Annotated in this window: 24 protein-coding genes and 1 pseudogene; 14 read left to right on the top strand and 11 right to left on the bottom strand. The window is 67.4% G+C overall.

The window, feature by feature from the left end; all coding sequences use genetic code 11:
* Window positions 1-18 precede the first annotated feature (18 nt).
* Together BN2156_RS26290 and BN2156_RS26285 are read left to right on the top strand one after the other, a co-directional pair.
* Window positions 19-165 (top strand): annotated as a pseudogene (locus tag BN2156_RS26290) (ArsR family transcriptional regulator); the annotation flags it as partial.
* A gap of 447 nt (window positions 166-612) precedes the next feature.
* Complete coding sequence (locus BN2156_RS26285; protein WP_090517918.1) at window positions 613-1,704, top strand: MmpL3/TtfA transport complex stabilizer; 1,092 nt, start codon at window positions 613-615, stop codon at window positions 1,702-1,704.
* A gap of 1 nt (window position 1,705) precedes the next feature.
* On the opposite strand, the gene BN2156_RS26280 is transcribed toward BN2156_RS26285, so the two are convergent.
* Both BN2156_RS26280 and BN2156_RS26275 read right to left on the bottom strand, forming a co-directional pair.
* The gene (locus BN2156_RS26280; protein ID WP_090517917.1) at window positions 1,706-2,395 is read right to left on the bottom strand and encodes a response regulator; all 690 of its coding nucleotides are present in this window, start codon (window positions 2,393-2,395) and stop codon (window positions 1,706-1,708) included.
* Window positions 2,392-3,951, bottom strand: a complete 1,560-nt coding sequence (locus tag BN2156_RS26275; protein ID WP_235625505.1) for a sensor histidine kinase — start codon at window positions 3,949-3,951, stop codon at window positions 2,392-2,394. Before BN2156_RS26275 ends, BN2156_RS26280 begins: the two co-directional genes overlap by 4 nt.
* A 186-nt stretch (window positions 3,952-4,137) precedes the next feature.
* Here BN2156_RS26275 and BN2156_RS26270 point away from each other — a divergent pair, with 186 nt between their 5' ends.
* From BN2156_RS26270 to BN2156_RS26260, 3 genes are all read left to right on the top strand, one after another.
* Window positions 4,138-4,404 carry a hypothetical protein gene (locus BN2156_RS26270; protein ID WP_090517915.1) on the top strand — a complete coding sequence of 89 codons (267 nt, stop codon included), beginning with the start codon at window positions 4,138-4,140 and terminating at the stop codon, window positions 4,402-4,404.
* A gap of 115 nt (window positions 4,405-4,519) precedes the next feature.
* Window positions 4,520-5,881 (top strand): cation:dicarboxylate symporter family transporter, encoded by a 1,362-nt coding sequence (locus BN2156_RS26265; RefSeq protein WP_090517914.1) that lies wholly within the window; start codon window positions 4,520-4,522, stop codon window positions 5,879-5,881.
* 135 nt (window positions 5,882-6,016) lie between these two features.
* Complete coding sequence (locus BN2156_RS26260; RefSeq protein ID WP_090518568.1) at window positions 6,017-6,331, top strand: hypothetical protein; 315 nt, start codon at window positions 6,017-6,019, stop codon at window positions 6,329-6,331.
* A gap of 3 nt (window positions 6,332-6,334) precedes the next feature.
* Here BN2156_RS26260 and BN2156_RS26255 read toward each other — a convergent pair whose 3' ends face one another.
* Complete coding sequence (locus BN2156_RS26255) at window positions 6,335-6,646, bottom strand: hypothetical protein (RefSeq protein WP_090517913.1); 312 nt, start codon at window positions 6,644-6,646, stop codon at window positions 6,335-6,337.
* Between the two features lie 108 nt (window positions 6,647-6,754).
* Between BN2156_RS26255 and BN2156_RS26250 the strand changes: the two genes are divergently transcribed.
* The gene (locus BN2156_RS26250) at window positions 6,755-8,377 is read left to right on the top strand and encodes a fatty acid--CoA ligase (RefSeq protein ID WP_162490972.1); all 1,623 of its coding nucleotides are present in this window, start codon (window positions 6,755-6,757) and stop codon (window positions 8,375-8,377) included.
* Between the two features lie 63 nt (window positions 8,378-8,440).
* Here the strand turns inward: BN2156_RS26250 and BN2156_RS26245 are convergent, their stop codons facing one another.
* Entirely contained in the window at window positions 8,441-9,631 is a 1,191-nt protein-coding gene (locus BN2156_RS26245) for a lipid-transfer protein (protein ID WP_090517912.1), read from the bottom strand.
* A gap of 15 nt (window positions 9,632-9,646) precedes the next feature.
* Window positions 9,647-10,030 (bottom strand): hypothetical protein, encoded by a 384-nt coding sequence (locus BN2156_RS26240; RefSeq protein WP_235625504.1) that lies wholly within the window; start codon window positions 10,028-10,030, stop codon window positions 9,647-9,649.
* A 75-nt stretch (window positions 10,031-10,105) separates the two neighbouring features.
* On the opposite strand from BN2156_RS26240, the gene BN2156_RS30935 reads away from it, so the two are divergent.
* Both BN2156_RS30935 and BN2156_RS26230 read left to right on the top strand, forming a co-directional pair.
* On the top strand, window positions 10,106-10,243 hold the full coding sequence (locus tag BN2156_RS30935) for a hypothetical protein (protein WP_090517910.1): 138 nt from the start codon (window positions 10,106-10,108) through the stop codon (window positions 10,241-10,243).
* Window positions 10,244-10,273: 30 nt separating this feature from the next.
* Window positions 10,274-11,326 carry an NAD(P)H-dependent amine dehydrogenase family protein gene (locus tag BN2156_RS26230; RefSeq protein WP_090517909.1) on the top strand — a complete coding sequence of 351 codons (1,053 nt, stop codon included), beginning with the start codon at window positions 10,274-10,276 and terminating at the stop codon, window positions 11,324-11,326.
* 11 nt (window positions 11,327-11,337) lie between these two features.
* Here the strand turns inward: BN2156_RS26230 and BN2156_RS26225 are convergent, their stop codons facing one another.
* The gene (locus BN2156_RS26225) at window positions 11,338-12,393 is read right to left on the bottom strand and encodes a zinc-binding dehydrogenase (RefSeq protein WP_090517908.1); all 1,056 of its coding nucleotides are present in this window, start codon (window positions 12,391-12,393) and stop codon (window positions 11,338-11,340) included.
* Window positions 12,394-12,458: 65 nt separating this feature from the next.
* On the opposite strand from BN2156_RS26225, the gene BN2156_RS26220 reads away from it, so the two are divergent.
* Entirely contained in the window at window positions 12,459-13,313 is an 855-nt protein-coding gene (locus BN2156_RS26220) for a class II glutamine amidotransferase (RefSeq protein ID WP_090517907.1), read from the top strand.
* Between the two features lie 35 nt (window positions 13,314-13,348).
* On the top strand, window positions 13,349-14,206 hold the full coding sequence (locus BN2156_RS26215) for a patatin-like phospholipase family protein (RefSeq protein WP_090517906.1): 858 nt from the start codon (window positions 13,349-13,351) through the stop codon (window positions 14,204-14,206).
* A 1-nt stretch (window position 14,207) separates the two neighbouring features.
* On the opposite strand, the gene BN2156_RS26210 is transcribed toward BN2156_RS26215, so the two are convergent.
* Window positions 14,208-15,227 carry a patatin-like phospholipase family protein gene (locus tag BN2156_RS26210; RefSeq protein ID WP_090517905.1) on the bottom strand — a complete coding sequence of 340 codons (1,020 nt, stop codon included), beginning with the start codon at window positions 15,225-15,227 and terminating at the stop codon, window positions 14,208-14,210.
* Window positions 15,228-15,276: 49 nt separating this feature from the next.
* Here BN2156_RS26210 and BN2156_RS26205 point away from each other — a divergent pair, with 49 nt between their 5' ends.
* Window positions 15,277-16,986, top strand: a complete 1,710-nt coding sequence (locus BN2156_RS26205; protein ID WP_090517904.1) for a SulP family inorganic anion transporter — start codon at window positions 15,277-15,279, stop codon at window positions 16,984-16,986.
* Here the strand turns inward: BN2156_RS26205 and lpqV are convergent.
* Window positions 16,983-17,441, bottom strand: coding sequence for a lipoprotein LpqV (gene lpqV, locus BN2156_RS26200; protein ID WP_090517903.1), 459 nt, complete (start codon window positions 17,439-17,441; stop codon window positions 16,983-16,985). The two genes, BN2156_RS26205 and lpqV, sit on opposite strands and share 4 nt — an antisense overlap.
* Before the next feature lie 118 nt (window positions 17,442-17,559).
* Here lpqV and BN2156_RS26195 point away from each other — a divergent pair, with 118 nt between their 5' ends.
* On the top strand, window positions 17,560-18,084 hold the full coding sequence (locus tag BN2156_RS26195; RefSeq protein WP_090517902.1) for a cysteine dioxygenase: 525 nt from the start codon (window positions 17,560-17,562) through the stop codon (window positions 18,082-18,084).
* Window positions 18,085-18,086: 2 nt separating this feature from the next.
* A complete protein-coding gene (locus tag BN2156_RS26190) occupies window positions 18,087-18,455 on the top strand; it encodes a rhodanese-like domain-containing protein (RefSeq protein WP_090517901.1) in 369 nt (122 codons plus the stop codon).
* An 11-nt stretch (window positions 18,456-18,466) separates the two neighbouring features.
* Here BN2156_RS26190 and BN2156_RS26185 read toward each other — a convergent pair whose 3' ends face one another.
* Genes BN2156_RS26185 through BN2156_RS26175 form a run of 3 tightly spaced genes read right to left on the bottom strand, consistent with a single transcriptional unit; the run spans window position 18,467 to window position 21,999 of the window.
* The gene (locus tag BN2156_RS26185; protein WP_090517900.1) at window positions 18,467-20,167 is read right to left on the bottom strand and encodes an alpha/beta hydrolase; all 1,701 of its coding nucleotides are present in this window, start codon (window positions 20,165-20,167) and stop codon (window positions 18,467-18,469) included.
* A 9-nt stretch (window positions 20,168-20,176) separates the two neighbouring features.
* Window positions 20,177-20,953, bottom strand: coding sequence for an enoyl-CoA hydratase (locus tag BN2156_RS26180; protein WP_090517899.1), 777 nt, complete (start codon window positions 20,951-20,953; stop codon window positions 20,177-20,179).
* Complete coding sequence (locus BN2156_RS26175; protein WP_090517898.1) at window positions 20,950-21,999, bottom strand: enoyl-CoA hydratase/isomerase family protein; 1,050 nt, start codon at window positions 21,997-21,999, stop codon at window positions 20,950-20,952. The genes BN2156_RS26180 and BN2156_RS26175 overlap by 4 nt, the downstream gene beginning before the upstream one ends.
* 173 nt (window positions 22,000-22,172) lie before the next feature.
* Between BN2156_RS26175 and BN2156_RS26170 the strand changes: the two genes are divergently transcribed.
* On the top strand, window positions 22,173-23,021 hold the full coding sequence (locus BN2156_RS26170) for a Bax inhibitor-1/YccA family protein (RefSeq protein ID WP_090517897.1): 849 nt from the start codon (window positions 22,173-22,175) through the stop codon (window positions 23,019-23,021).
* Window positions 23,022-23,075: the final 54 nt, after the last annotated feature.

The raw sequence follows: 23,075 nt of genomic DNA, 5'->3' as shown, positions 1-23,075 counted from the left end.
CGCCTGGGGTTCCGGACGGTGCGAGGCATCCAACAGGGCATGATCCAGGAGGTCATCGACATGAACTCCGAGGTCATCGGCGGTCGGTACGCGGCTTCGGTGCGGCCGGACGCCACGCACGGATCGTGCGAAGTCAGCCTGGTGCTGCGGCCGGTGCCGGACTGACGCTGCCGACAGCGAACTGCCGCTTGGGCACGACTCATCTTTCACAGCCGTAACACACAACCGTCATTTCTGCCGGTCGGGTCGAGTTGACGCCAAAGAAAGTTTGCTGGCGTGTCGCGGTGTGATCTACCGCTCACTTTTGCCGGAGAAGGTAAGAATTGATATTGACGGCCTTACCGGACGTGAAATGTGCCACGTCCGCGACATGCTTGGAAGTCCCTGGTAACAGGCATTTAATCGAATGCGACCAAAAGGTAACGAGTCGATAACGAAGAATTTCCTAAGCGCATTCTGAGAGAGTATCGGTGACGGTCACCTATTCGCTGTGAAGTCGTCCAGGACCTGTCGGTTTCGTCGCTAGACTCAATGCAACCGCGCCACTCCCGGCGCAGATCGACCTGGAATCTAGAGCCGGTAAAAGCCTTGCCGGCGGAGGTGCCGATAACGATGGCAAACAACTTCCTGCGCGCGCTGACTGAAGCGCTGCGCTCTGGCCGCAATGACCGCGCCATCGCCGACACGGCTGTCCGCAGCGTCGCATTCGACGGTGCGCTCGATGACATCGACGTGGCCGGTCTGGCCGAGGTCGGACGCGGGCCGATCGGTGACATCGCCGTCGATCCCGAGCGCGAGACCGTGGTGGTCACCAACGCCGCGGCGCAGAGCCTGACCGTGATCAACCCCCACACCATGGGCGTGGTGGGTTCGGTCCGTCTCGCAGGAGATCCTTTCGCCGTCGTCGTCGCCGACGACCGTGCCTACGTCAGCGTTTCCGCCGCCGGACACGACTCGATCGTCACGGTCGACACCATCACCGGCGCCGTGCTCAACGAGTACCCGCTGGCCTTCAGCGTCACCGCCCTGGCCATCAGCCCGGACGGAAAGCGCGTGTTCGCCGGTCGCTCCGGCCATGAGCGCATCGACATCGCCGTCATCGACACCACCGCAGAGCGTGTCGGCACGATCGACATCGCCACCGGCGCGGGGGTGAACCTGGATGCCCTGCAGATCGACTCGAGCGGCAAGCGTCTCTACGTCGCCACCTCCGATTTCCGTGGCAGCCGGCTGGTCGTGGTCAACACCGAGACCGCCCAGGCACAGGCCACGGTGTGGATCGGTGCCCCGATCCGCGACATCGCGATCGGCGACGGCGTCGCCTACGTGCTGACCTCCGACCTCGAGCACCGCGGTGTGGTGCACACCGTCGACCTCGCCGCAGGGGCCGTGGTGGACGCCGTCGAGGTGGGCGGGGCACCCACCCAGCTGGTGCTGAGCCCCGACGCCACCCGCGCCTACCTGGTCGACTACGACCGCGTCATCGTGTGGTGTGCGCTGTCCAGCCAGATCCAGGGCACTGTCGACGTGCATGCACAGCCCGCCGCAGTCGTCTTGCGCGACAACGGCACCCGGCTCTACATCGCCGACTACGCCGGCCAGGTCAACGTCTTCGACGTCGCCGAGTCGCTGTACTCGCAGCTGGTCTCGGTGGACGCCGTCGAGCTGCAGGAGCTGCCCGCCCTCCAGCCGGCCGGCGCGTGATTCAGCGCCAGCGGTAGCGCGTGCGCGGCCGCCCGGCCTTGCCGTACTCCGTACTGCGGGTGACGATGCCGTCATCGGCCAGGCGCTCGAGATAGCGCCACGCCGTCACCCGCGACACTCCCACCCGTTTGGCCGCCTCGTCCGCGGTCAGGCCGTCGGGATCATCGCGCACCGCAGCGGCGATGTCCTCGGTGGTCTGCGGCGCAGCGCCTTTGGGGGCGGTGGACTTCTCGGTGGCGACCCGCAATTCGGCCAGGGCCCGGTCGACCTCAGCCTGGCTCGCGGCATCGGTTCCTGACGGCAGCGCCGAGCGGTAGCGCCGGTAGCGTTCCAGCCGGTCGCGAAACGCCGCGAAGGCGAACGGCTTGAGCAGGTAGGCCAGGGCGCCATGGGCCACCGCGGCGCGCACCATCTCCAGATCGCGTTCGGAAGTGATGGCGATGATGTCCGGGGCCGGCCGCAACCCGGACAGGCCGGACGCCAACGAGATTCCGCTGGCGTCGGGCAATCCGATGTCCAGAAGCACCAGATCGATCGGATGCTCGGCCGCGGCGGCCGCTGCCGCCACCCGCATGGCATCGCGCGCGGTGTGTGCCACCGCGGCCACCGAGAACCCTTCCAGGCGTCCGAGATAGGCCTGATGGGCCTCGGCGATCAGCGGATCGTCCTCCACGATCAGAACCTTGATCATCGGCGCGGCACCGTCGCGGTCACCACCGAACCGTACGTGACGTCGGCCCGCAGCGTTCCGCCGTGCCGTTTCACCGTCTGCGCGACCAGCGCCAGACCCAGGCCATGACCAGACGACACCGATTTCGTCGAATAGCCACGCTGCATGGCTTTCTCGAACGTGGACGGATCCATTCCCGGCCCGCTGTCGGCCACCCGGATCAACAACTCGCGGTCGTCCTGGCTGACCGTGACCTCGACCCACGGATCCTCGCGGTCGCAGGCATCCATCGCGTTGTCGATGAGATTGCCCAGCACCGTCACCATCTCCTGCCCGGTGAGCGCGGCGTCGGCGGCCAGCTGGGTGTCCTCGGTGACGGTCAGGGCGATGCCGCGCTCGTCGGCCTGTGCCGTCTTGCCGAGAAGCAGGGCCACCAGAGCGGGTTCGCCGACGGCCGCCGACAGCCGGTCCACCAGCCGCTGCGACAACTCCAGCTCGCTGGTGGCGAACCGCACCGCGTCCTCGGGGCGGCCCATCTCGACCATGGTGACCACGGTGTGCAACTTGTTGGCCGACTCGTGTGCCTGTGCCCGCAACGAGTCGGCCAGGACCTGAAGCGAGCTGAGTTCGCCCAGGGCGCCCTGGAGTTCGGTCCGATCACGGATCGTGACGACCTCGGCACCGGAGCCTGCGACGCAGGCGCGGTTGACCACCAGCACCCGGTCGCCGGTGACATGCAGTTCGTCGCGCACCCCGGGGTCGGCGCTGCGGAGAAACTCCGGCAGGTCCTGCATGCGCACGGGCCCGGAGGCCAGCCCCAGCAGCCGGCGCGCTTCATCGTTGGCCAGTGCCACACCGTCGCGGTCGATCACGATCAGCCCCTCGGACACCGAATGCAGGATCGCATCATGGTGGTCGTACATGACCCGCAATTCGTCGGGCCGCAGACCCCGAGTCTGGCGCAGCAACCTACGCCGGATCGCCCAGCCGCCGATCAGCGAAACCCCTAGTGCGGCAGCGGTTATCGCGGCAATCGCCGGAATCTGCGCGCGCCAGCGCTGCCCCAGCGTCTGCTGGGTGATCCCCGCCGACACCATGCCAACGACACGTCCGTCGCGGCCACGCACCGGTGCGACCGCACGCACCGACGGGCCCAGCGTCCCGGTGTAGACCTCGCTGAATGTCTCACCGCGCAGCGCGGGCTCCACCGTGCCCAGGTAGTGGCCGCCGATCTGGCGCGGATCGGTGTGGGTGAACCGGATTCCGTCCGGCGCCATGATCGTGATGAACGCGATGTCGGTGCCGGTGCGAACCGCCTCGGTCACCGGCTGCAAAACCTCTGTCGCAGTACCCGATTCGATGGCCGCCGCGGTCGAGGGGGCATCGGCCAGGGCGGTGGCGATGCCGATCACCTGCTGGCGAGCCGCATCTTCACCGTCGCGGCGGGCATCGAGAAGGGCCAGTGCGGTGCCGGCCAGCACCACCACCGCGACCACCAGGACCTGCAGCGCGATGGCCTGACCGGCCAGCGAGCGCGGCCAGGCCCGCAATGACAGCCGCCGCAACCAACGCGCCACAACACCTCCGGGAGTGCGAACGTACGAACTACCAACATAATCGTCCCGATACCCGCTGGTAGCGGGGTTCTTCTGGGCTATCCCGGCCATCTTCTCGGTCGTCAATTCGGGGGTGCTGCAGAAGGGCGCGCAGTCGTAGACTCGGACCGTAGGCAGGGTCGAGGGTAGATCCAAGGGAGACCTGCGATGGGCGCCATTCATCGCTTGACAACCATCATCATGGCCGCGGTTGCGTCACTGGCAGTTGTGACGGCGATTTCCCCGGCGGTCGGCAACGCTGCCGAATGCGGTGCGGGCACCGTGTTCGACCCGCCCACCAACTCCTGCGTGGCCGCCCCCTTGCCACCGCCCCCGCCGCCACCTCCGCCGGCGTGGAACGGCGACATCACGCCCTACTTCTCCGTGGGCATCTGCGCGCCGATCCCGTTCGTCTCGCTCTGCACGGGCATCTGAGCAGCCAATCGCTGCGTGAACACAATGAACTAAAACGTGACCTGGCTCACCCTATGGTCGAAGGTGCAGGTAAGCGCATTTCCTGCCGTACCGGACCGAACTGGAGGTTGAACCGATGAGCGTCACCGCTGAGCCGCACCCGGAGCCGGCGCCCCCGCGTCGTCGCGACCGCACGCACTGGCTCTACATCGCGGTCATCGCGGCCGTCGTCCTGGGCGTCGTGGTCGGACTCGTGGCACCCGAGGTCGGCAAGAGCGTCGGCGTGCTCGGCACCATGTTCGTCAACCTGATCAAGATGATGATCGGCCCCATCATCTTCTGCACGATCGTGCTGGGCATCGGCTCGGTCCGTAAGGCCGCCACCGTCGGGAAGGTCGGTGGCCTGGCCTTCGGCTACTTCCTGGCCATGTCGACGATCGCGCTGACCATCGGTCTGCTGGTAGGCAATCTGATCCACCCCGGCAGCGGCATGCACCTGTCGGAGAGTTCGGCGGGCAAGGGCGCCGAGCTGGCCGAGAAGGCACACGAGGCCGGCGGACTGATGGACTTCGTCCAGGGCATCATCCCGGAGACACTGTTCTCGGCATTGACCGAAGGCAGCGTGCTTCAGGCCCTGTTCGTGGCGCTGCTGGTCGGGTTCGCCCTGCAGGCCATGGGCAGCTCCGGTGAACCGATCCTGCGCGGCATCGAGCACCTGCAGAAGCTCGTGTTCAAGGTGCTGATCATGATCCTGTGGCTGGCGCCGATCGGTGCGTTCGGCGCGATCGCCAACGTCGTCGGGCAGACCGGCTGGACCGCGGTCACCCAGCTGCTCACCCTGATGCTGGGCTTCTACGTGACCTGCGTGCTGTTCGTGTTCGGCGTGCTCGGCATCCTCCTGCGTGCGGTGTCGGGGGTATCCATCTTCAAGCTGGTGCGCTATCTGGCCCGCGAATACCTGCTGATCTTCTCGACGTCGTCGTCGGAGTCGGCGCTGCCGCGTCTCATCGCCAAGATGGAGCACCTGGGCGTCGACCGCAGCACCGTCGGAGTCGTTGTGCCAACCGGTTATTCGTTCAACCTCGACGGCACCGCGATCTACCTGACGATGGCGGCGCTGTTCATCGCCGACGCGCTGAGCGCCCCGATGTCCGTCGGGCAGCAGATCGGCCTGCTGGTGTTCATGATCGTCGCGTCGAAGGGAGCCGCCGGTGTGACAGGCGCCGGGTTGGCCACGCTGGCCGGCGGTCTGCAGGCCCATCGTCCCGATCTGCTCGACGGAGTCGGGCTGATCGTCGGGATCGACCGGTTCATGTCCGAAGCCCGCGCGGTGACCAACTTCTCCGGCAATGCGGTGGCCACCTTGCTCGTCGGCTCCTGGACACACACCGTGGACAAGGCCAAGGTCGATGCGGTGCTGCGCGGCGACGATCCGTTCGACGAACTCACCATGGTCGACGACCACGCCGACCGCACCCGCGAACCCGCCCCCGCCTGAGCGGACATTCAAGAGGCCCGGCCGGTATACCCGGCCGGGCCTCTTGCGTTGAACCGCACCCGGCCGTGTCTCGTAACAACGGGCAGGACATCGCCGAAAAAGTGAGTGCGAGAAGAGAAGAAAGAAGACACGGTCATGCGATCACCAATCGTCATGCTGGCCGCGTCGGGGGCGGCAATAGGCACATTTCTGGCAACCGCCGGCCCGGCATATGCCGATTCGCCGGTCGTCACCATCGGCCAACTGGAAGCCGAGGGATTTCAGGTCAACATCGACCGGGTAGGCAGCGCACCACTCGATCAGTGCATCGTCACCAGCGTCCGCAACCCGCAGACCCAGACCAGACTCATCCGGGTCGAACGGTTCGGCAAGAACGGCAAGAAGGATTTCGACCTGGTGCCCGTGGTGGTACGACGCACCATCACGGTGTCACTGGACTGCTCCAGGTGAGCCTCAGCGCTGGCAGTTGAGCGACACCGACACGGTCCGGCTGGTGATCGACGGCACCAGGATCCGGTCACCGCCGAGACCCGGCCCGACATACGGCACCAACTGGCTGACCTGCTGAGGGTTGCGCACGCTGGTCACCGTGCACTGATTCAGCGGCGCGGTGCCGATCTTGTCGATGGTGACGGTGTAGCCCTCGGACTGCAGGCGGTTGATCACATCCTGGGCGGATTCCTCGGCAGAGGCCACCGCGGACGACGCGCCGATCACCCCGAATACAGCCATCGCGACTGCCGCCAGGGACCATTTCATGCGCATCGGTCTCGCCCTCTCGTCGTTACCGCTTCATCTTTCCCTACATACATCGTTCGGGGAATTCGATTCGTTCCCGCCGGCGCTGCGCGGTGAGCGCATACCATCGCGCCCGTGAACAGCACGATGCAGAACTGGCCGTTGACGATCACCGCGATACTGCGGCACGCCTGCGGAATCAACGGCGACCGGACCGTGACCACCGCCGTCGGCCAAGGTCGCTATCGCACGATCAGCTACCGGGAGTTGGGCGGCCAGGCCGCCCAACTGGCGCACGCCCTGCGCGGCCTCGGCGTCAGCGGTGACCAACGCGTCGGCACGTTCATGTGGAACAACACCGAACACCTCGCCGCCTACCTGGCCGTGCCGGCGATGGGGGCGGTGCTGCACACGCTCAACATCCGGCTGTCCCCGGAGCAGATCGCCTACATCGCCAACGAGGCCGCCGACAGCGTGGTGATCGCCGACGCCTCCCTGGTGCCTCTGCTGGCCCCGGTGCTGCCGCTGCTGGACAGCGTGCACACCGTGATCGTGGTCGGCGACGGCGACGTGGACGCGTTGAACGGCGTGACCGTCCTGCGCTGGGATGAGCTGCTGGCCGGGCAGCCTGCCGAATTCGACTGGCCCGAGATCGACGAAAACTCCGCGGCGGCAATGTGTTACACGAGCGGCACGACCGGTAACCCGAAAGGCGTGGTGTACAGCCACCGGTCGAGCTACCTGCATGCGCTGAACACCTGCACGGCCAACGCGCTCGACGTCAGCTGCGGCGACTCGGTGCTGCCGATCGTGCCGATGTTCCACGCCAATGCCTGGGGGTTGCCGTATGCGGCCCTGATGGCTGGCGCCAACCTGGTGATGCCCGACCGCTTCATGGACGGGGCCTCGCTGATCGAGCTGATCGAATCGCAGCGCCCCACCCTGGCCGGTGCCGTGCCGACCATCTGGAACGACGTCATGCATCGGCTGGAAAAGAATCCGGGACACGACGTTTCGTCGCTGCGCCTGGTGGCCTGCGGGGGATCTGCGGTGCCGCTGTCCCTGATGCGGACGTTCCAGGAGACGTACGGCGTGCACATCCAGCAGGCCTGGGGGATGACCGAGACCTCGCCGCTGGCCACCGTGGCCAAGCCGCTGCCCGGCGTCTCCGACGAACGCCAGTGGGAGATGCGGGTCAGCCAGGGCCGGCCGATGTGCGGCGTGGAGATCCGCGTCGTCGACGATGCGGGCGCACCCCTGCCCAACGACGGCGAGGCGGTCGGCGAACTGGAGGTCCGCGGGCCGTGGATCACCGGCTCCTACTACCTGGACCGTGACGCCGAGAAGTTCGACACCGGCTGGTTGCGCACCGGGGACGTCGGTGTGATCGATCAGCAGGGCTACGTGACGCTGACCGACCGGGCCAAGGACGTCATCAAGTCCGGTGGGGAGTGGATCTCCTCGGTGGAATTGGAGAACCATCTGATCGCCCACCCGGCGGTGCTGGAGGCCGCGGTGGTCGGGGTGCCCGACGAGCGCTGGCAGGAACGGCCGCTGGCTGTCGTGGTGCTGAACGAGGGTGCATCAGCGGAGCCGTCCGAACTGCGGGAGTTCCTGGCGGACAAGGTTGTTCGCTGGTGGCTGCCCGAGCGATGGGCGTTCATCGAGCAGGTGCCGCGCACCAGCGTGGGCAAATACGACAAGAAGACGATCCGGGCCCGTCACGCCGATGGTGCGTACGAGGTGATCACCCTGTAGCGCCGTGACTTGTGCACACCCGGCAACGGTGAGCGTTGCCGGGCGTGCACAAATCGCAGGTGGTTAGCGCTCGGCGCGCTGGTAAGCCGTGACGACGGCCGCGCCACCGAGGCCGATGTTGTGCTGCAGGGCCGCGGTGACGCCCTCGACCTGGCGCTTGTCGGCGGTGCCGCGCAACTGCCAGGTCAGCTCGGAGCACTGGGCCAGACCGGTGGCACCCAGGGGGTGGCCCTTGGAGATCAGCCCGCCAGAGGGGTTGACCACCCAGCGGCCGCCGTAGGTGGTGTCGTTGTCGTCGATCAGCCGCGGCGCCTCACCCTCACCGCACAATCCCAGGGCCTCGTACAGCAGGAGTTCGTTGGCGGAGAAGCAGTCGTGCAGCTCGATCACCTGGAAGTCCTCGGGCCCCAAACCGGACTGCGCGTAGACCTGCTGTGCCGCTTGCACATTCATGTCGTAGCCGATGATGTTGGCGGCGCTGCCGTCGAAGGTCGAGGCGAAGTCGGTGGTCATCGCCTGCCCGACGATCTCGACGGCCTGGGCGGCCAGCCCGTGCTTGTCGACGAACGCCTCACTGGCCACGATCGCCGCGCCCGACCCGTCGGAGGTGGGGGAGCACTGCAGCTTGGTCAGCGGATCGGAGATCATCTTGGCGGCCAGGATGTCGTCGAGGGTGTACTCGTCCTGGAACTGCGCATACGGGTTGTTCACCGAATGCTTGTGGTTCTTGTAGCCGATTTTTGCGAAGTGCTCGGCGGTGGTGCCGTACTTCTTCATGTGCTCGCGGCCGGCAGCGCCGAACATCCACGGCGCGACCGGGAAGGCGAACTCGTCGATCTCGGCCAGCGCCTTGACATGCTTTCCGAGCGGGGACTCGCGGTCCTGCGCGCCGGCCTGAAGTGAGCCGGGCTGCATCTTCTCGAAGCCAAGCGCGATCGTGCAATCGGCCAGCCCGCCGCGAATCGCCTGTGCGGCAAGGTAAAGAGCGGTCGATCCGGTCGAACAGTTGTTGTTGACGTTGACGATCGGGATGCCGGTCATGCCGAGCTCGTAGAGCGCGCGCTGGCCCGAGGTGGAGTCCCCCGAGCAGTACCCGACGTAGCCCTGCTGCACCTGGTCGTAGGAGATGCCCGCATCCTCGAGCGCCTTGGTGCCCGACTCGCGTGCCATGTCCGGGTAATCCCAACCCTCACGACGTCCCGGTTTCTCGAACTTCGTCATCCCCACACCGACGACGAACACTTTGTTAGCCATGCAACGGAACATACTTCATGGCGAAACGCGGTCAACCGTCTTCAACTGGAGTTGGCGTAGCCGCACCACCAGCGCCGCCCCGGCCAGCAGCGAGAACAGTCCGAGCTGCCACCAGTTCTCCGGATTGCCGCCGTCGCGGTCCAGGAAGTGGTTGACCGCGTGCAAGGTGTTGGCCACCAGGAAACCCGTCAACACCACGGCGATCACGTCGCGCCACCAGAGCGCGAACAGCATGGTCACGGCGATCCCGATCTGGAACACCCCCGCGTCGTGCAGGAAGTGGACGTGGTTGGGCCAGTTGGCCCACTGCGCGAACGATGCCGGGTCGATCCGCATCCACACCCCGGTCACCAGCATGCTCATGGCCGCCACCACGACGGTGACCTGAATGAATTTCATCTGCATGTTCCTCAGACGGGGTAGGCGGTGCGGATGTGACAGTCACATTCGGCCGGGCTGCCTCGTCGAAGGGGCATGACCTACCTCGCCGACCATTCCCTGCTGCTGACCGTGCCCGCGTTTCTGCCGGCGGTCCTGGTGGTCCTGGTGATCTCGTACGTCGCGCGGCGAGAACGGACTTCCGCTGACGACGACGGTGGTGTAGACCAGTAGAACGTGTTCTAGTTCCGCCGAGGAGGGGTCTTGACGCTCAAAGTCGTGCAGTGGGCGACCGGTGGAGTCGGCGTGGCCGCGATCAAAGGCGTGCTCGAGCACCCCGACCTGGAACTCGTCGGATGCCGGGTGTACTCCGACGCCAAGCACGGCAAAGACGTCGGCGAGATCATCGGCACCGAACCACTCGGCGTCACCGCCACCACCAGCACCGAGGAGATCCTGGAGCTGGACGCCGACGCGGTGATCTATTCGCCGCTCATCCCCAATCCCGACGAGGTCGCGGCCCTGCTGCGCGCGGGCAAGAACGTCATCACCCCCGTCGGCTGGCTGTACCCGAGCGAGAAGCAGGCCGCGCCGATGCGGGCAGCCGCCCTGGAAGGTGGCGCCACACTGCACGGCACCGGCATCGCCCCCGGTGGGATCAGTGAGAAGTTCCCGCTGGTGTTCTCGGCGATGGCTACCGGCGTGAAGTTCGTTCGCGCCGAGGAGTTTTCAGATCTGCGCACATATGACGCACCCGACGTGGTGCGCCATGTGATGGGATTCGGCGGCACCCCCGACACCGCGCTGAGCGGGCCGATGCAGAAGATGCTCGACGGCGGCTTCATCCAGGCCGTCAAGATGGTGGTGGACCATGTCGGGTTCAATATCGACCCGCGGATCCGCGCCACACAGGAGATCGCGGTTGCCACCGCGCCCATCGACTCGCCGATCGGCGTGATCGAACCCGGCCAGGTCGCCGGTCGAAAGTTCCACTGGGAGGCGCTCGTCGACGGCGAACCCGTCGTGCGGGTCACGGTGAACTGGCTGATGGGCGAGGAAAACCTGGATCCGGCATGGACTTTCGGCCCCGCCGGGCAGCGCTACGAGATGGAGGTCCGCGGCAATCCGGACTTCACCGTCATCATCAAGGGCTTCCAGTCCGAGGCCGGTGAGGACGGCCCGGAGTCCGGCGTCGTCGCCACCGCCGCGCACTGCGTCAACTCGGTGCCCGCGGTGTGCGCCGCCGCACCCGGTGTGGTGACCTACCCGGACCTGCCGCTCATCAGCGGCAAGGCCGCGCCCAAGCTCGCCGGCTGAAACCTCAAACCTCAGGGCCGCACCAGGATCCGGATCGGATTGCCTTCCTGGCGCTCCAGCTTGTCGATGCCCACCGCGATGTCCTCCAGCGACACGATCTCGCTGATCGATCGGGACAGGTCCAGCCGGCCCAGCGACACCAGTGTCGCCAAAGTGGAGATGTCGACGTTCTGATACCCCAGGTGGCCGAGCACCTGCTTCTGGGTCAGCCCGAACATCGACGTCGGACCGATCGTGGGTTCCTGGGCGCTCATCCCGACCGCGACCAACCGGCCGCCGACCGTCAGCTGGCCCAGCGCCTGCTCGAAGGTCGACTTGAGCCCCACCGCGTCGAACGCCACGTCCAGGCCTCGGCCCCCGGTAACCTCGGCGATCTTCTCGCCCAGCCGTTCGTCACCGGCGTCGAACGCGTAATCGGCGCCGAGGTCCAGCGCGCGCTCCAGCACCTCGGGTTTGATGTCCACGGCCACCACCGGCACCGCCCCGACCAGCCGGGCCAGCTGCACGATGTGAGTGCCGACGCCGCCCAGACCCCACACCCCGACCGACTCGCCGATGCCGACCTTGCCGGTGCGCACCACCGCGCCGTACGGCGTCGACACCGCGTCGGCGAGGATCGCGGCCTGCTCCAGCGGCACGTTGTCCGGCACGCGCGTGAGCCCGACCGCCTGAGCCAGCGTGTATTCGGCCCACGCGCCGTCATAGGCGAAGGCCATCAAGCGGATTCGCATGCAATTGGCGATATCGCCGCGCCCGCAGTTGGGGCATTCCATGCAGGGCCGGCCCGCTGCCACGATGACGCGGTCGCCCTCGGCCCAACCCGTGACGCCTGCTCCGAGTTTGGCGATGGTGCCCGAGGCCTCATGGCCCTGCGTGACCACCGGCGCCTGCGCCGGGAAGGTGCCGTTGATCAGGCTCAGGTCGGAATGGCATATCCCGCAGAACGCCACCTTGACCAGCACCTCACCCGGGCCTGGTTCGGGAATCGGAACATCCTCCACCGCAACCGTTTTGGTGTCGGCATAGAAGCGCTCCGCCCGCATGGTCAGCCCGAGGTCGGATGTCATGGCGTCTCCTTCTCTCACCCGGCTACTATCGGAAATCATGGCACTTCATCGGGTGGGCTGAGGCCATGTGCCGATTGTTCGGTCTGCACGCCGGTCGCCGGCTGGTGCCGGCGACCTTCTGGCTGCTGGACGCGCCCGACAATCTCGCCGAGCAGAGCCGGCGCAACCCCGACGGCACCGGCCTGGGCGTGTTCGGCCCCGACGGTGTCCCGGTGCTGCACAAGGAGCCCGTCGCAGCCTGGGAGGACTCCGAATTCGCCACTGAGGCACACGATGTCACCGCGACAACCTTCATCGCGCACGTCCGGTACGCCTCCACCGGCGCGCTTGACGTGGCGAACACCCATCCCTTTCTCCAGGATGGCCGCATCTTCGCGCACAACGGCGTGGTCGAGGGTCTCGATGCACTCGACGACCGGCTCCAAGAGCTGGGCGTGGCGGAGCTGGTCCAAGGTCAGACCGACTCCGAACGTGTCTTCGCGCTCATCACCGCGGCCGTCCGGGCCGCTGACGGCGACGTCGGCGCGGGCCTCGTCGACGCCATCGGCTGGCTGGCCGACAACGTGCCCCTCTACGCCGTCAACCTCCTGCTGAGTACCGCCACCGACATCTGGGCTCTGCGGTACCCGGACACCCACGACCTGTACGTCCTCGACCGCAGGCAACCGGTGCAGCGGCGCCTGCGCCTGCGCAGTTCCCGGATCCGCGCCGAATCCGAGCATCTGACGTCACAGCCGTCAGTGGTGTTCGCCAGCGAGGCGATGGACGGCGAGGACTGGCAGCTCATCGCGCCCGGCGAGCTGGTGCATGTCGACGCCGACCTGCGGATCGACCGTCGCCTCACGTTTCCCGACCCGCCGCGCCACCTCCTGCACCGCGAGGACCTGTCCGCCAAGGCGGCCGCATCGCAGCACGCTTAGCCGCGACTTTCACCGCCCTGGCACACTCGATCTCCGTGACTTCCAAACGCGCACTGGTGCTCGCCGGTGGCGGTATCGCAGGCATCGCCTGGGAGACCGGCATCCTGCAGGGCATCGCCGACGAATCTCCCGAAACTGCCGAGGCACTGCTGGGCTCCGACGTGCTGGTGGGCACGTCGGCGGGGTCGACGGTGTCCGCACAGCTCGGTAGCGGGCTGCGTTTGGAGGAACTGTTCGAGCGCCAGGTCGGTCCCGAATCGGCCGAGCTCGAGCCCGGGGTGGCCATCGACACCGTCACCGACCTGTTCGTCAAAGCCGTGCTGACACCGAACACCACGAAGGCGCAGAAGCTGCAGCAGATCGGCGCCGTGGCGCTCGACACCGTGACGATCGACCCGGCCCTACGGCGCAAGGTGATCGAAGCGCGCCTGCCCTCGCATGACTGGCCCGACCGGGTGCTCCGGATCTCGGCGGTCGACATCGACACCGGCGAGCTGGTGACACTGGACCGGGATTCCGGGGTGTCACTGGTCGACGCCGTCACGGCCAGTTGCGCGGTGCCCGCGGTGTGGCCGATTGTGACGATCGGTGGCCGCCGGTTCATGGATGGCGGCATCGGCAGCGCGGTCAACATGGCGCTGGCTGCCGACTGCGACACGGCGGTGGCGCTGGTACCCCAAGGCCGCTCGGCGCCCTCGCCGTTCGGTGGCGGCGCGGCGCAGGAGGTCGACGGCTTCGACGGACGGTCGCTGGGGATCTTCGCCGACGACGAATCCCTGGCAGCGTTCGGCGCGAACCCGCTCGACCCGGACTGCCGGATCCCGTCGGCCCAAGCCGGACGCGCCCAGGGACGGCGGGTGGCGGCCGAGGTCGCGAAGTTCCTGGCGGGCTGATTCAGCCGTCGAGCGCACGGGCGGCGAGCTGCCGCCCGACCTCGATCATCTCCGCGGCGCGGTGGAATTCCAGGCTGCGGCACACCGTGCGGGGTACCTCGATCAGCAGGTCGGGCGGGTAGGCCGCGAGCGTGTGCCGGGCCAGCGCGGCCTGGGCGATGTCTATGGTGCGGTTCATCACCTCGAAGCTGCCCAGCTTCGGTACACCGGCCGACTCCGGCACCTCGGGGCCATCGAAATCGACGGGCTCGGAAGGCTCGGAAGGCTCGGAAGGCTCGACCGGGTCGGCCGGCTCCAACTCGCCTTCGGCCGGGGTGGACGCCCCGAACCGGCTCAGCACCGCGCGGGCCGTGGGCCGGTCCAGCACCGAACGCACCGAGGCCGTGTCCAGGACCGCCGACGTGCTGCGCATCATGCGGTTGAGCCATTCGGTGGTGGGCCGCCGCTCCGGGTCCTCTGGGCTGACCACGGTGCCCGGGTCGCCGCCGGACAGACTGACCGCGATGGTGAGATCGGCGTTGACCGCGGCGATCGGCGCCATGGGCAGCGGGTCGAGGATGCCGCCGTCGCCGAGCAGCCTGCCGCCCCGCACATGTGGGGCGATCACGCCGGGGATGGCGATGGAGGCCCGGATCGCCGAATCGACCGGGCCGCGTTGCAGCCACACCGACTTGCCGGCGATCAGATCCGTCGCGACGGCCGTGTAGGGGATCGGCAGCTCCTCGATCGTGGCCTCGCCGATGATGTCGCGGACCGCGTCGAGGATCTTCTCGGCGCGCAGAATGCCCGCCGCCGTGATGGAGGGATCCAGCAGCCGCAACACCGCGCGCTGCGTCAGAGTCCGCGCCCAGTCGGCGAAATCGTCGAGCTTGCCCGCCGCGTGCAGCCCACCGACCAGCGCACCCATCGATGACCCGGACACCCCGACGACCTCGTAACCGCGGTCGCAGAGCTCGTTGATCACCCCGATGTGCGCGTAGCCGCGAGCCCCACCACTACCGAGGGCCAGAGCGACACGCATACCTCCATTCTGCCGCTCACGGCGTACTCATTCGTGGGAGGGTTGATTCGTGGGTGCGCCAACATTCATGCGGAAGCTCGGCCGTCCCAAACCTCGTGATGCCATCGCCGGACTGGTCACGGGACTGTTCTCCATCCCAGAAGGCATGGCCTACGCCAGTATTGGCGGCTTCAACCCGGTCACCGGCATCTACGCCGGCATCGTGCCCGGCATCATCGGCTCACTGTTCGCGCGGACCGTGCTCATGGTGACGACGCTGACCAGTGCCATCGCCCTGACCTCGCGCAGCGTGCTCAAGGAGGCCGGGCTCGATCCGGCGGACCCGGCAAACGTCGCGGCGCTGGCCCTCGTGGTCGGTGCGGTGATGCTGCTGTTCGGGCTGCTGCGGTTCGGCTCGATCATGAACTTTGTCTCCAACGCGGTGATGACCGGCTTCTCCACCGGCATCGCCCTGCAGATCGTGGCCGGTGTCCTCGGTGACGCCACCGGCTACAAACCGCAGAGCGGCAACACCATTGGCAAGTTCATCGACTCACTGGCACACATCGGCCTGTGGCATCCGGCCGCCGTCGCGGTCGCGCTGGGCACCGTCGCCGTGTGGGCGGTGCTCCACTTCATCAAACCCCTCGAATCGTTCGCCACCCTGCTGGCCCTCGTCGTGGTCACCGCGGTGGTGGCCGTCGCGCACATCGACGTCGAAACCGTCGGCGACATCGCTTCCATCGCGAATGCGCTTCCACCGGTGACGCTTCCGAATTTCGCCGCGATGCCCGAGCTGCTCGTCGGTGGCGTCGCGGTGGCACTCGTCGCACTGGCCCAGGCCGCCGGGATCTCGGCCGCGGTACCCAATCCGGATGGCAGCCGCACCAACATGAACGGGGATTTCCTGGCCCAGGGTGCGGCGAACGTCGCGGGCGGTCTGTTCGGTGCACTGCCGGCCGGCGGATCGCTGTCGCGCACCGGGGTGGCGACCTCGGCGGGTGCGCAGACCCGGTGGGCCGGCATCTTCGCCGGCCTCTGGCTCGCCGTGCTGGTCCTGGTCGCCGGCTCGGCCGCCGAGATCATCCCGATGCCGGTGATCGGCGGGCTGGTCCTGGTGATCGGTGCCGAGCTGGTGGTCGGCCGGCTGCCCGACATCAAGCTGGTGCTGCGGGTGGCGCCATTGTCGGCAGTGGCGATGCTGGTCACCTTCGCCGCCACCACACAGCTGCCGCTGCACACCGCGATCGTCATCGGCGTGATCACCTCGCTGGTGCTCTACTGCGCCAAGGCGGCCGAGGCCGCGCAGTTGTCGGCGCTGATCCCGGCCCCGGGCGGCGGCTGGCAGCAGGCCCCCGTGCCCGAGAAGTGCGCGAGCAACGACGTCACCGTCCTGCATTACGCCGGGGTCGGACTGTTCGCCGAGGTGGCGCGGATCGACGAGACCTGGCCGCGCGCCGAAGGCACCACCAACGCCGTCGTGGTGCTCAGCCTGCGGTCGCTGCCCGACGTGCCGTCATCGGTGACCATCAAGGCGCTGCGCCGCTGGGCCGGCCAGCTGGCAGACAACAACGGCAGGCTGATCGTCGCCGGGGTCAACCCGGGGACTGCGGAGGTGCTGCTGCGCGGCGGCCTGGACGACCTGCTGGGCGACGACGGCATAGTGCCGGCGTCCGACCGGATCTTCGGTGCGCTCGACGAGGCAGTCGAGCGGGGCCGCGCCTGGGTGGCCGCCCAGCCGGGCGCGGCGGGGGATTCGCCGCAGCGTGATTCGAACTAGCTGCAGAGCTCGTCGGCGGCCGCCTGCGCCGCGACGATGACCGCGGCCTGACGTGCCGGCTCAAGCTGAGCCCATGGCACGTTGTAGGTGCCCGGCCCGGGTGCCGCATCGGGTGCCTGCACGCTCGCCAGGTACGGCTCGACCTGTGTCTTGAGATCCCCGCCCTTGGCCTGCATCCAGGTCTTCGCCGCATGGCAGGCCTGGAAATACTCCTCTTCGGTGGACTGGGCGTCGGCGCCGACGGCGGTGGTGACGCCGGCCGGCGACGTCGCGACCTCGCCGGGCTTGACGGTCGGGGTCGGCGCCTCGGTGGTCGCGGTCGCCTGCGGCGACGATGCCGTGGATGCCCCGGACTCATCCTTGCCGGACTCCGTCGAGCATCCGACCAGAAGACTCAACCCGGCGGCTGCGACGGCTCCGGCGGTCAAGCGTGTGGTCCACGTGTAACTGCGCATGCCGCCAATCTATGCAACACTGGCCGCCGTGACGGAAGGGACCGGATTCCAGGAGTGTTGTCGGGCTTGCTAGCGCGCCCGTCTGCCCTGATCCGCCGTCATTCCTGGAGTTTCTCTGATGCTGTCCACGCTCGCGCCCGTTCCTGCCGTGTCCGCGCCCACCCGGCTGCGGTTGCCCGACCTGCTGCACACCACCGACCGCGCCGCCGACGACGTGCTGTCCGGCCGCTACGACCGGCTCTTGCGGGGACTTCCGAAAGACGATCGGTGGTACACCCGGCTGTCCGGTGACGACGAAGTCGAGGTCTGGCTGATCAGCTGGGTGCCCGAGAAATCGACCGAACTGCACGACCACGGTGGCTCCCTGGGAGCGCTGACCGTGGTGTCCGGATCACTGCGTGAAACCCGCTGGGACGGTGAGCTGTTGCGGCAACGACGGCTGTCGGCCGGCGACCAGGCGGCCTTCCCGCTGGGCTGGGTCCACGATGTGGTGCAGGCGCCCGGTCCGGTGACGGTGTCCGGTCCCACGCTGAGTGTGCACGCCTACTCGCCGCCGCTGACCGCGATGTCCTACTACGAGGTGACACCGCAGAACACGTTGCGCCGCAACCGCACCGAACTCACCGACGGACCGGAGGGATAGCGATGAGCCGCATCGACACCGTGCTGGAGCAGGCCCGCACCCGGCTGAGCCGCCTGCCCGCCGCCGACCTCCCCGCTGCGCTGGAGTCCGGTGCCGTTCTGGTCGACATCCGGCCAGCCGCCCAGCGGGCCGCCGAGGGCTCGGTGCCCGGCGCGCTGGTCATCGAGCGCAACGTGCTGGAGTGGCGCTGCGACCCGACCAGTGACGCGCGGATCCCGCAGGCCGTCGACGACGACGTCTACTGGGTGATCCTGTGCTCGGAGGGTTACACCTCAAGCCTGGCCGCCGCCTCGCTGATCGATCTCGGGCTGCACCGGTCCACCGACGTCGTCGGCGGCTATCACGCACTGGTGGCCGCCGGTCAGGTCTGATCCGCTGCGGCTCAGGCGTTTTCGTTGTTCGACAGCATGGGGCGCAGTTTCGCGGTCATCTCCGGTGTCCACCCCGGTGGCTGCAACACCGCGGCCCACGCGTCGGCCACGTTCTTGACGTAGACGTGGCCGTGCCCGTCGGGCACGTCTACGGCGACCGCCATGTCCGCCGACACCTGAAGGAACGTCACCACCGGAATCCACTCCATGCGGCGGGACACGTCATACCCGCGGGGCTCGCGCAACCAGTCCGGCTTGGCGAACAGCAGGTCCGGTGTCCACCACGAGATCGGGTCCGACGCGTGCTGCAGGTACACCACGCGCGGATGGCCCCATGGCGCGTCGGGCCGGTCGAGGTTCTCGGCCGTCGCACTGAATCGGACGTTCTCGCCGTTGTCGTAGATCGGCAGCCACTCGGGCGAACCGGCATCGCGATCACGGGTGAGCGTTGTCCAGATCGTGTTCTTGAACGTCGGCCCCGAGAACAGGGCGCCGTCGGTGCGGGCGACCAGATTGTTCAGTGACAGGAACGGTGCCTCACCGCCGAACGATCCCAGGCTTTCCCCGAACACCACGAGCTTGGGCCGCTTGTCCTCGGGAAGCGTGCGCACCAATGCGTCGACGGCTTCGAACAACGCCTGCCCGGCCTGCCGTGCGTTCTCCTGGTCGACCAGGAACGACAACCAGCTCGGCAGGAACGAGTACTGCATGCTCACGATCGCCGTGTTGCCGTTGTACATGTACTCCAGGGCCGAGGCCTCGGCCTCGTTGATCCAGCCCGTGCCCGTCGTGGTGGCCACTGCCACCACGGCGCGGTTCAGCCCGCCGGTCCGCTGTAATTCCCTGGCGGCCAACGCGGCCGTGGCCTTGATGCCGTCAGCGGAATGCAGGCCCGCGTAGGCCCGGATCGGTTCGGTCGCGGGTTTGCCGCTGAACTGCGAAAGCTGTTGCACCGTCGGGCCGGCCGAGACGAACACCCGGCCCTGATGCCCCAGAGACTCCCAGCTGGACAGCGACTGCGGGCCACCCGAACGCAGCGGTGACATCGGCGCGGGGAAGTCCGGATCGCTCTCGTCGTTGACGGCGGCGAATGTCCGGTTGATGGTGTCCATCGCCACCCGGACCACCACGCCGTTGAGCAGCGCGATGCTCAACGCCAGCAGCAACGCCACGACCACCACGGCCGAAACCCGGGGCGGCAGAAAGCGATCCAACTTCTGGTCCAGGAATCGCACCAGCTTGCGGATCAGCTGGCCGACCTCGACGAACGCGAACAGCACCACGATCGACAGGACCGCGGTCAACGGGTGGTCCCAGAACTTCAGCCGGGGCACACCCATGAAGTCGCGGACCTCGTCCTGCCAGACGTGGAAGTAGACGATCATCAGCACCTGGCCGATGACGCCGACGACCAGCAGCGTCAGCCAGGCCCACTTCGGTGCCCGCGGGCTGGTCTCGGCCGAACGCATGTAGCGCACCAGCCACACCCCGAAAACGCCCAGCCCGTAACCCGTCGCCCCGGCCGCGCCGCTGACCAGGCCCTGAAACAGCGGGCCGCGGGGCAGCAGCGACGGCGTCAGCGAGAACCAGACGAACACCAGCCCCAGCAGGGTGCCGAAGAACGTGTAGTGGCGCAGCCACCACACGGTCTTTTCTGCGTCACCTGACTGGACTTCGAGTGCGTCGGCCTCGGGTTCGGCGGTCTCGGTCACCCGTCGACTTTAGCGATGGGTGAAGTTCGCGGCGCGCTTCTCGGAGAACGCCGCCATGCCTTCCTTCTGGTCGGCCGTGGCGAAGGCCGAGTGGAACAGCCTGCGCTCGTAGAGCAATCCCTCGGCCAGGCTGGACTCGAAGGCCCGGTTGACGGCTTCCTTGGCCATCCGCGAGGCCGACAGCGACATCCCGGCGATGGTCTCGGCCACGGCCAGGGCCTCGTCGATCAGAGAATCCGCGGGCACCAGGCGGGAAACCAGGCCCGCGCGTTCGGCTTCCACGGCGTCGATGGTGCGGCCGGTGAGGATCAGATCCATCGCCTTGGCCTTGCCGATCGCCCGGGTCAGTCGCTGTGAACCGCCCATGCCCGGCAGCACGCCCAGCTTGATCTCGGGCTGACCGAACTTCGCCGAATCCGCGGCGATCAGGATGTCGCACATCATCGCCAGCTCGCAGCCGCCGCCCAGGGCGTATCCGGCGACCGCGGCGATAGTCGGGGTGCGGGTGGCCGCGAACTTCGACCACAGCTCGAAGAAGTCGGCCGAGTACACGTCGGCGAACGACAGCTCGGCCATCTCCTTGATGTCGGCGCCGGCGGCGAACGCCTTCTCGTTGCCGGTGACGATGATCGCGCCGACGCCGGGATCGTTGTCGAGTTCGGCTGCGGCAGTGGTCACTTCGGTCATGACCTGGCTGTTGAGCGCGTTGAGCGCCTTGGGCCGGTTCAGTGTGATGGTGGCGACCCGGCCGGTGCGGGTCACCAGGATGGTCTCGAACTCACTCATTTGTTGTCCTCCTGGAAGGTCAGATCGGGTTCGGCCGGAACGAAGTACGCGGCGACGTCGTCGGGCGTGACATCGGCGATCGCGGCGGGGGACCACTGCGGGTTGCGGTCCTTGTCGACGAGCTGGGCCCGGATGCCCTCGACGAAGTCATGAGATTTCACCGACGCGCACGAGGTCCGGTATTCCTGGCGCAGCACGTCCTCCAGTGTCTCCAGCTTCGCCGCCCGGCGCACCGCTTCCAGCGTGACGGACAGGGAAACGGGGGACCGGGTCGCGATGAGCTTCGCGGCGTCCTCGGCCGGGGCTGCGTCGTGGGCCTGCAACGCGGCGAGGATGTCGGCGACGGTGTCCCCGGCGTAGCACTCGTCGATCCAGCCTCGCTGTTCCAGCAGCGGGCTGGCCGGCGGTTCGACGGAATAGGTGGCCAAGGCGTTCTCGACGCCGTCGGCGATGACGGATTCGGTGAAGTCCGCCAACTTGTCATGGGGCACGTAATGATCGGCGAAACCCATGGCGATCGCGTCGGCCCCGGAGAACGGTGCTCCGGTGAGCGCGGCGTGCAATCCCAGCCGGCCCGGAGCCCGCGACAGCAGGTAGGTGCCACCGACGTCGGGGATGAAACCGATTCCGACCTCGGGCATCGCCATCTTGGTGGTGTCGGTCGCGACGCGAATGTTGCCGTGGGCGGCCACCCCCACACCACCGCCCATCACGATGCCGTCCATCAACGCCACGTATGGCTTGGGATAGCTGCCGATGTAGGCGTTGAGCAGGTACTCGTCGTACCAGAACCGCTGTGCCGCGCCGTCCTTGGCCTTCGCGCTGTGATAGAGCGCCACCACGTCGCCGCCCGCGCACAGGCCGCGTTCGCCGGAACCGGTCAGCAGCACGGTGTGTACGGAGTCGTCGTTCGCCCAGGCGTGGAGCGCCTCGGACATGCCGGCGACCATCGCATCGTTGAGCGAGTTGATGGCCTTCGGCCGGTTCAGCGTGAGGATCCCGACGCCGTTCCGGACACTTACTAGGACGTCCTCGTTTTCTGTCACGAGTTGCAATCTAGTTCGGGCCCCCGAGGGAGCTGCGCTACGGGTAGGGTTTGCCTCAAGATCAACCTGGAAGTTTCCTGAGAGTCTTCTGGCCTCGACGGGAACCCACCCGGAACATCGATCGTTGAGCTAGTAGTTCGTAACCGAACATCTCATAGGAGAGGAACCCGACGGTGCGCGAAACCAGCAACCCGGTATTCCGCAGCCTGCCGAAGCAGCAGGGCGGATACGCACAATTCGGTACCGGAGCCGCCGGCTTCGGTGCACAGCAGGTGCATGCGCAGCCCTACGCGCAGGAGTACCTGGAGCAGCCGCAGACCGGTGTGTCGCGGCCGCTGACCATCGATGACGTCGTCACCAAGACCGGCATCACCCTGGCCGTGCTCTCAGCCGTCGCCGTGGTGTCCTACTTCCTGGTGTCGGGCAACCTCGCGCTGGCGACACCGTTCGCCCTCGTCGGTGGCCTCGGCGGCCTGGTTCTGGTGCTGATCGCCACGTTCGGCCGCAAGCAGGACAATCCGGCCATCGTGCTGACCTATGCGGCGCTGGAAGGCCTGTTCCTCGGTGCGGTGTCGTTCATCATCGCCAACATCGCCTCGGTTGGTGGCGTCGGCATGATCGCGCAGGCGATCGTCGGCACCATGGGCGTCTTCGTCGGCATGCTGGTCGTCTACAAGACCGGTGCCATCCGCGTGACGCCGAAGTTCACCCGGATGATCATCGCCGGCATGTTCGGTGTCCTGGCGCTGATGCTCCTCAACTTCGTGTTGGCGATGTTCGGCGTGGGCGGCGGTGCCGGCCTGGGCCTGCGTGACGGCGGCATGCTGGCGATCGGCTTCTCGCTGCTGTGCATCGGTCTGGCCGCGTTCAGCTTCCTGATCGACTTCGACGCCGCTGACCAGATGGTCCGTGCCGGTGCTCCGGAGAAGGCCGCATGGGGCATCGCCCTGGGCCTGACCGTCACCCTGGTCTGGCTGTACATCGAGATCCTGCGGTTGCTGTCGTACTTCAACAACGACTAGCAACCCTGCCCCGAGAAAGGCGTCCGCGATTGCGGGCGCCTTTTTCTTATGGGC

This window comes from Mycolicibacterium neworleansense (assembly GCF_001245615.1).
GTDB classification, from domain to species: Bacteria; Actinomycetota; Actinomycetes; order Mycobacteriales; family Mycobacteriaceae; genus Mycobacterium; species Mycobacterium neworleansense.
This window is presented reverse-complemented; position numbering and strand designations above follow the sequence as displayed.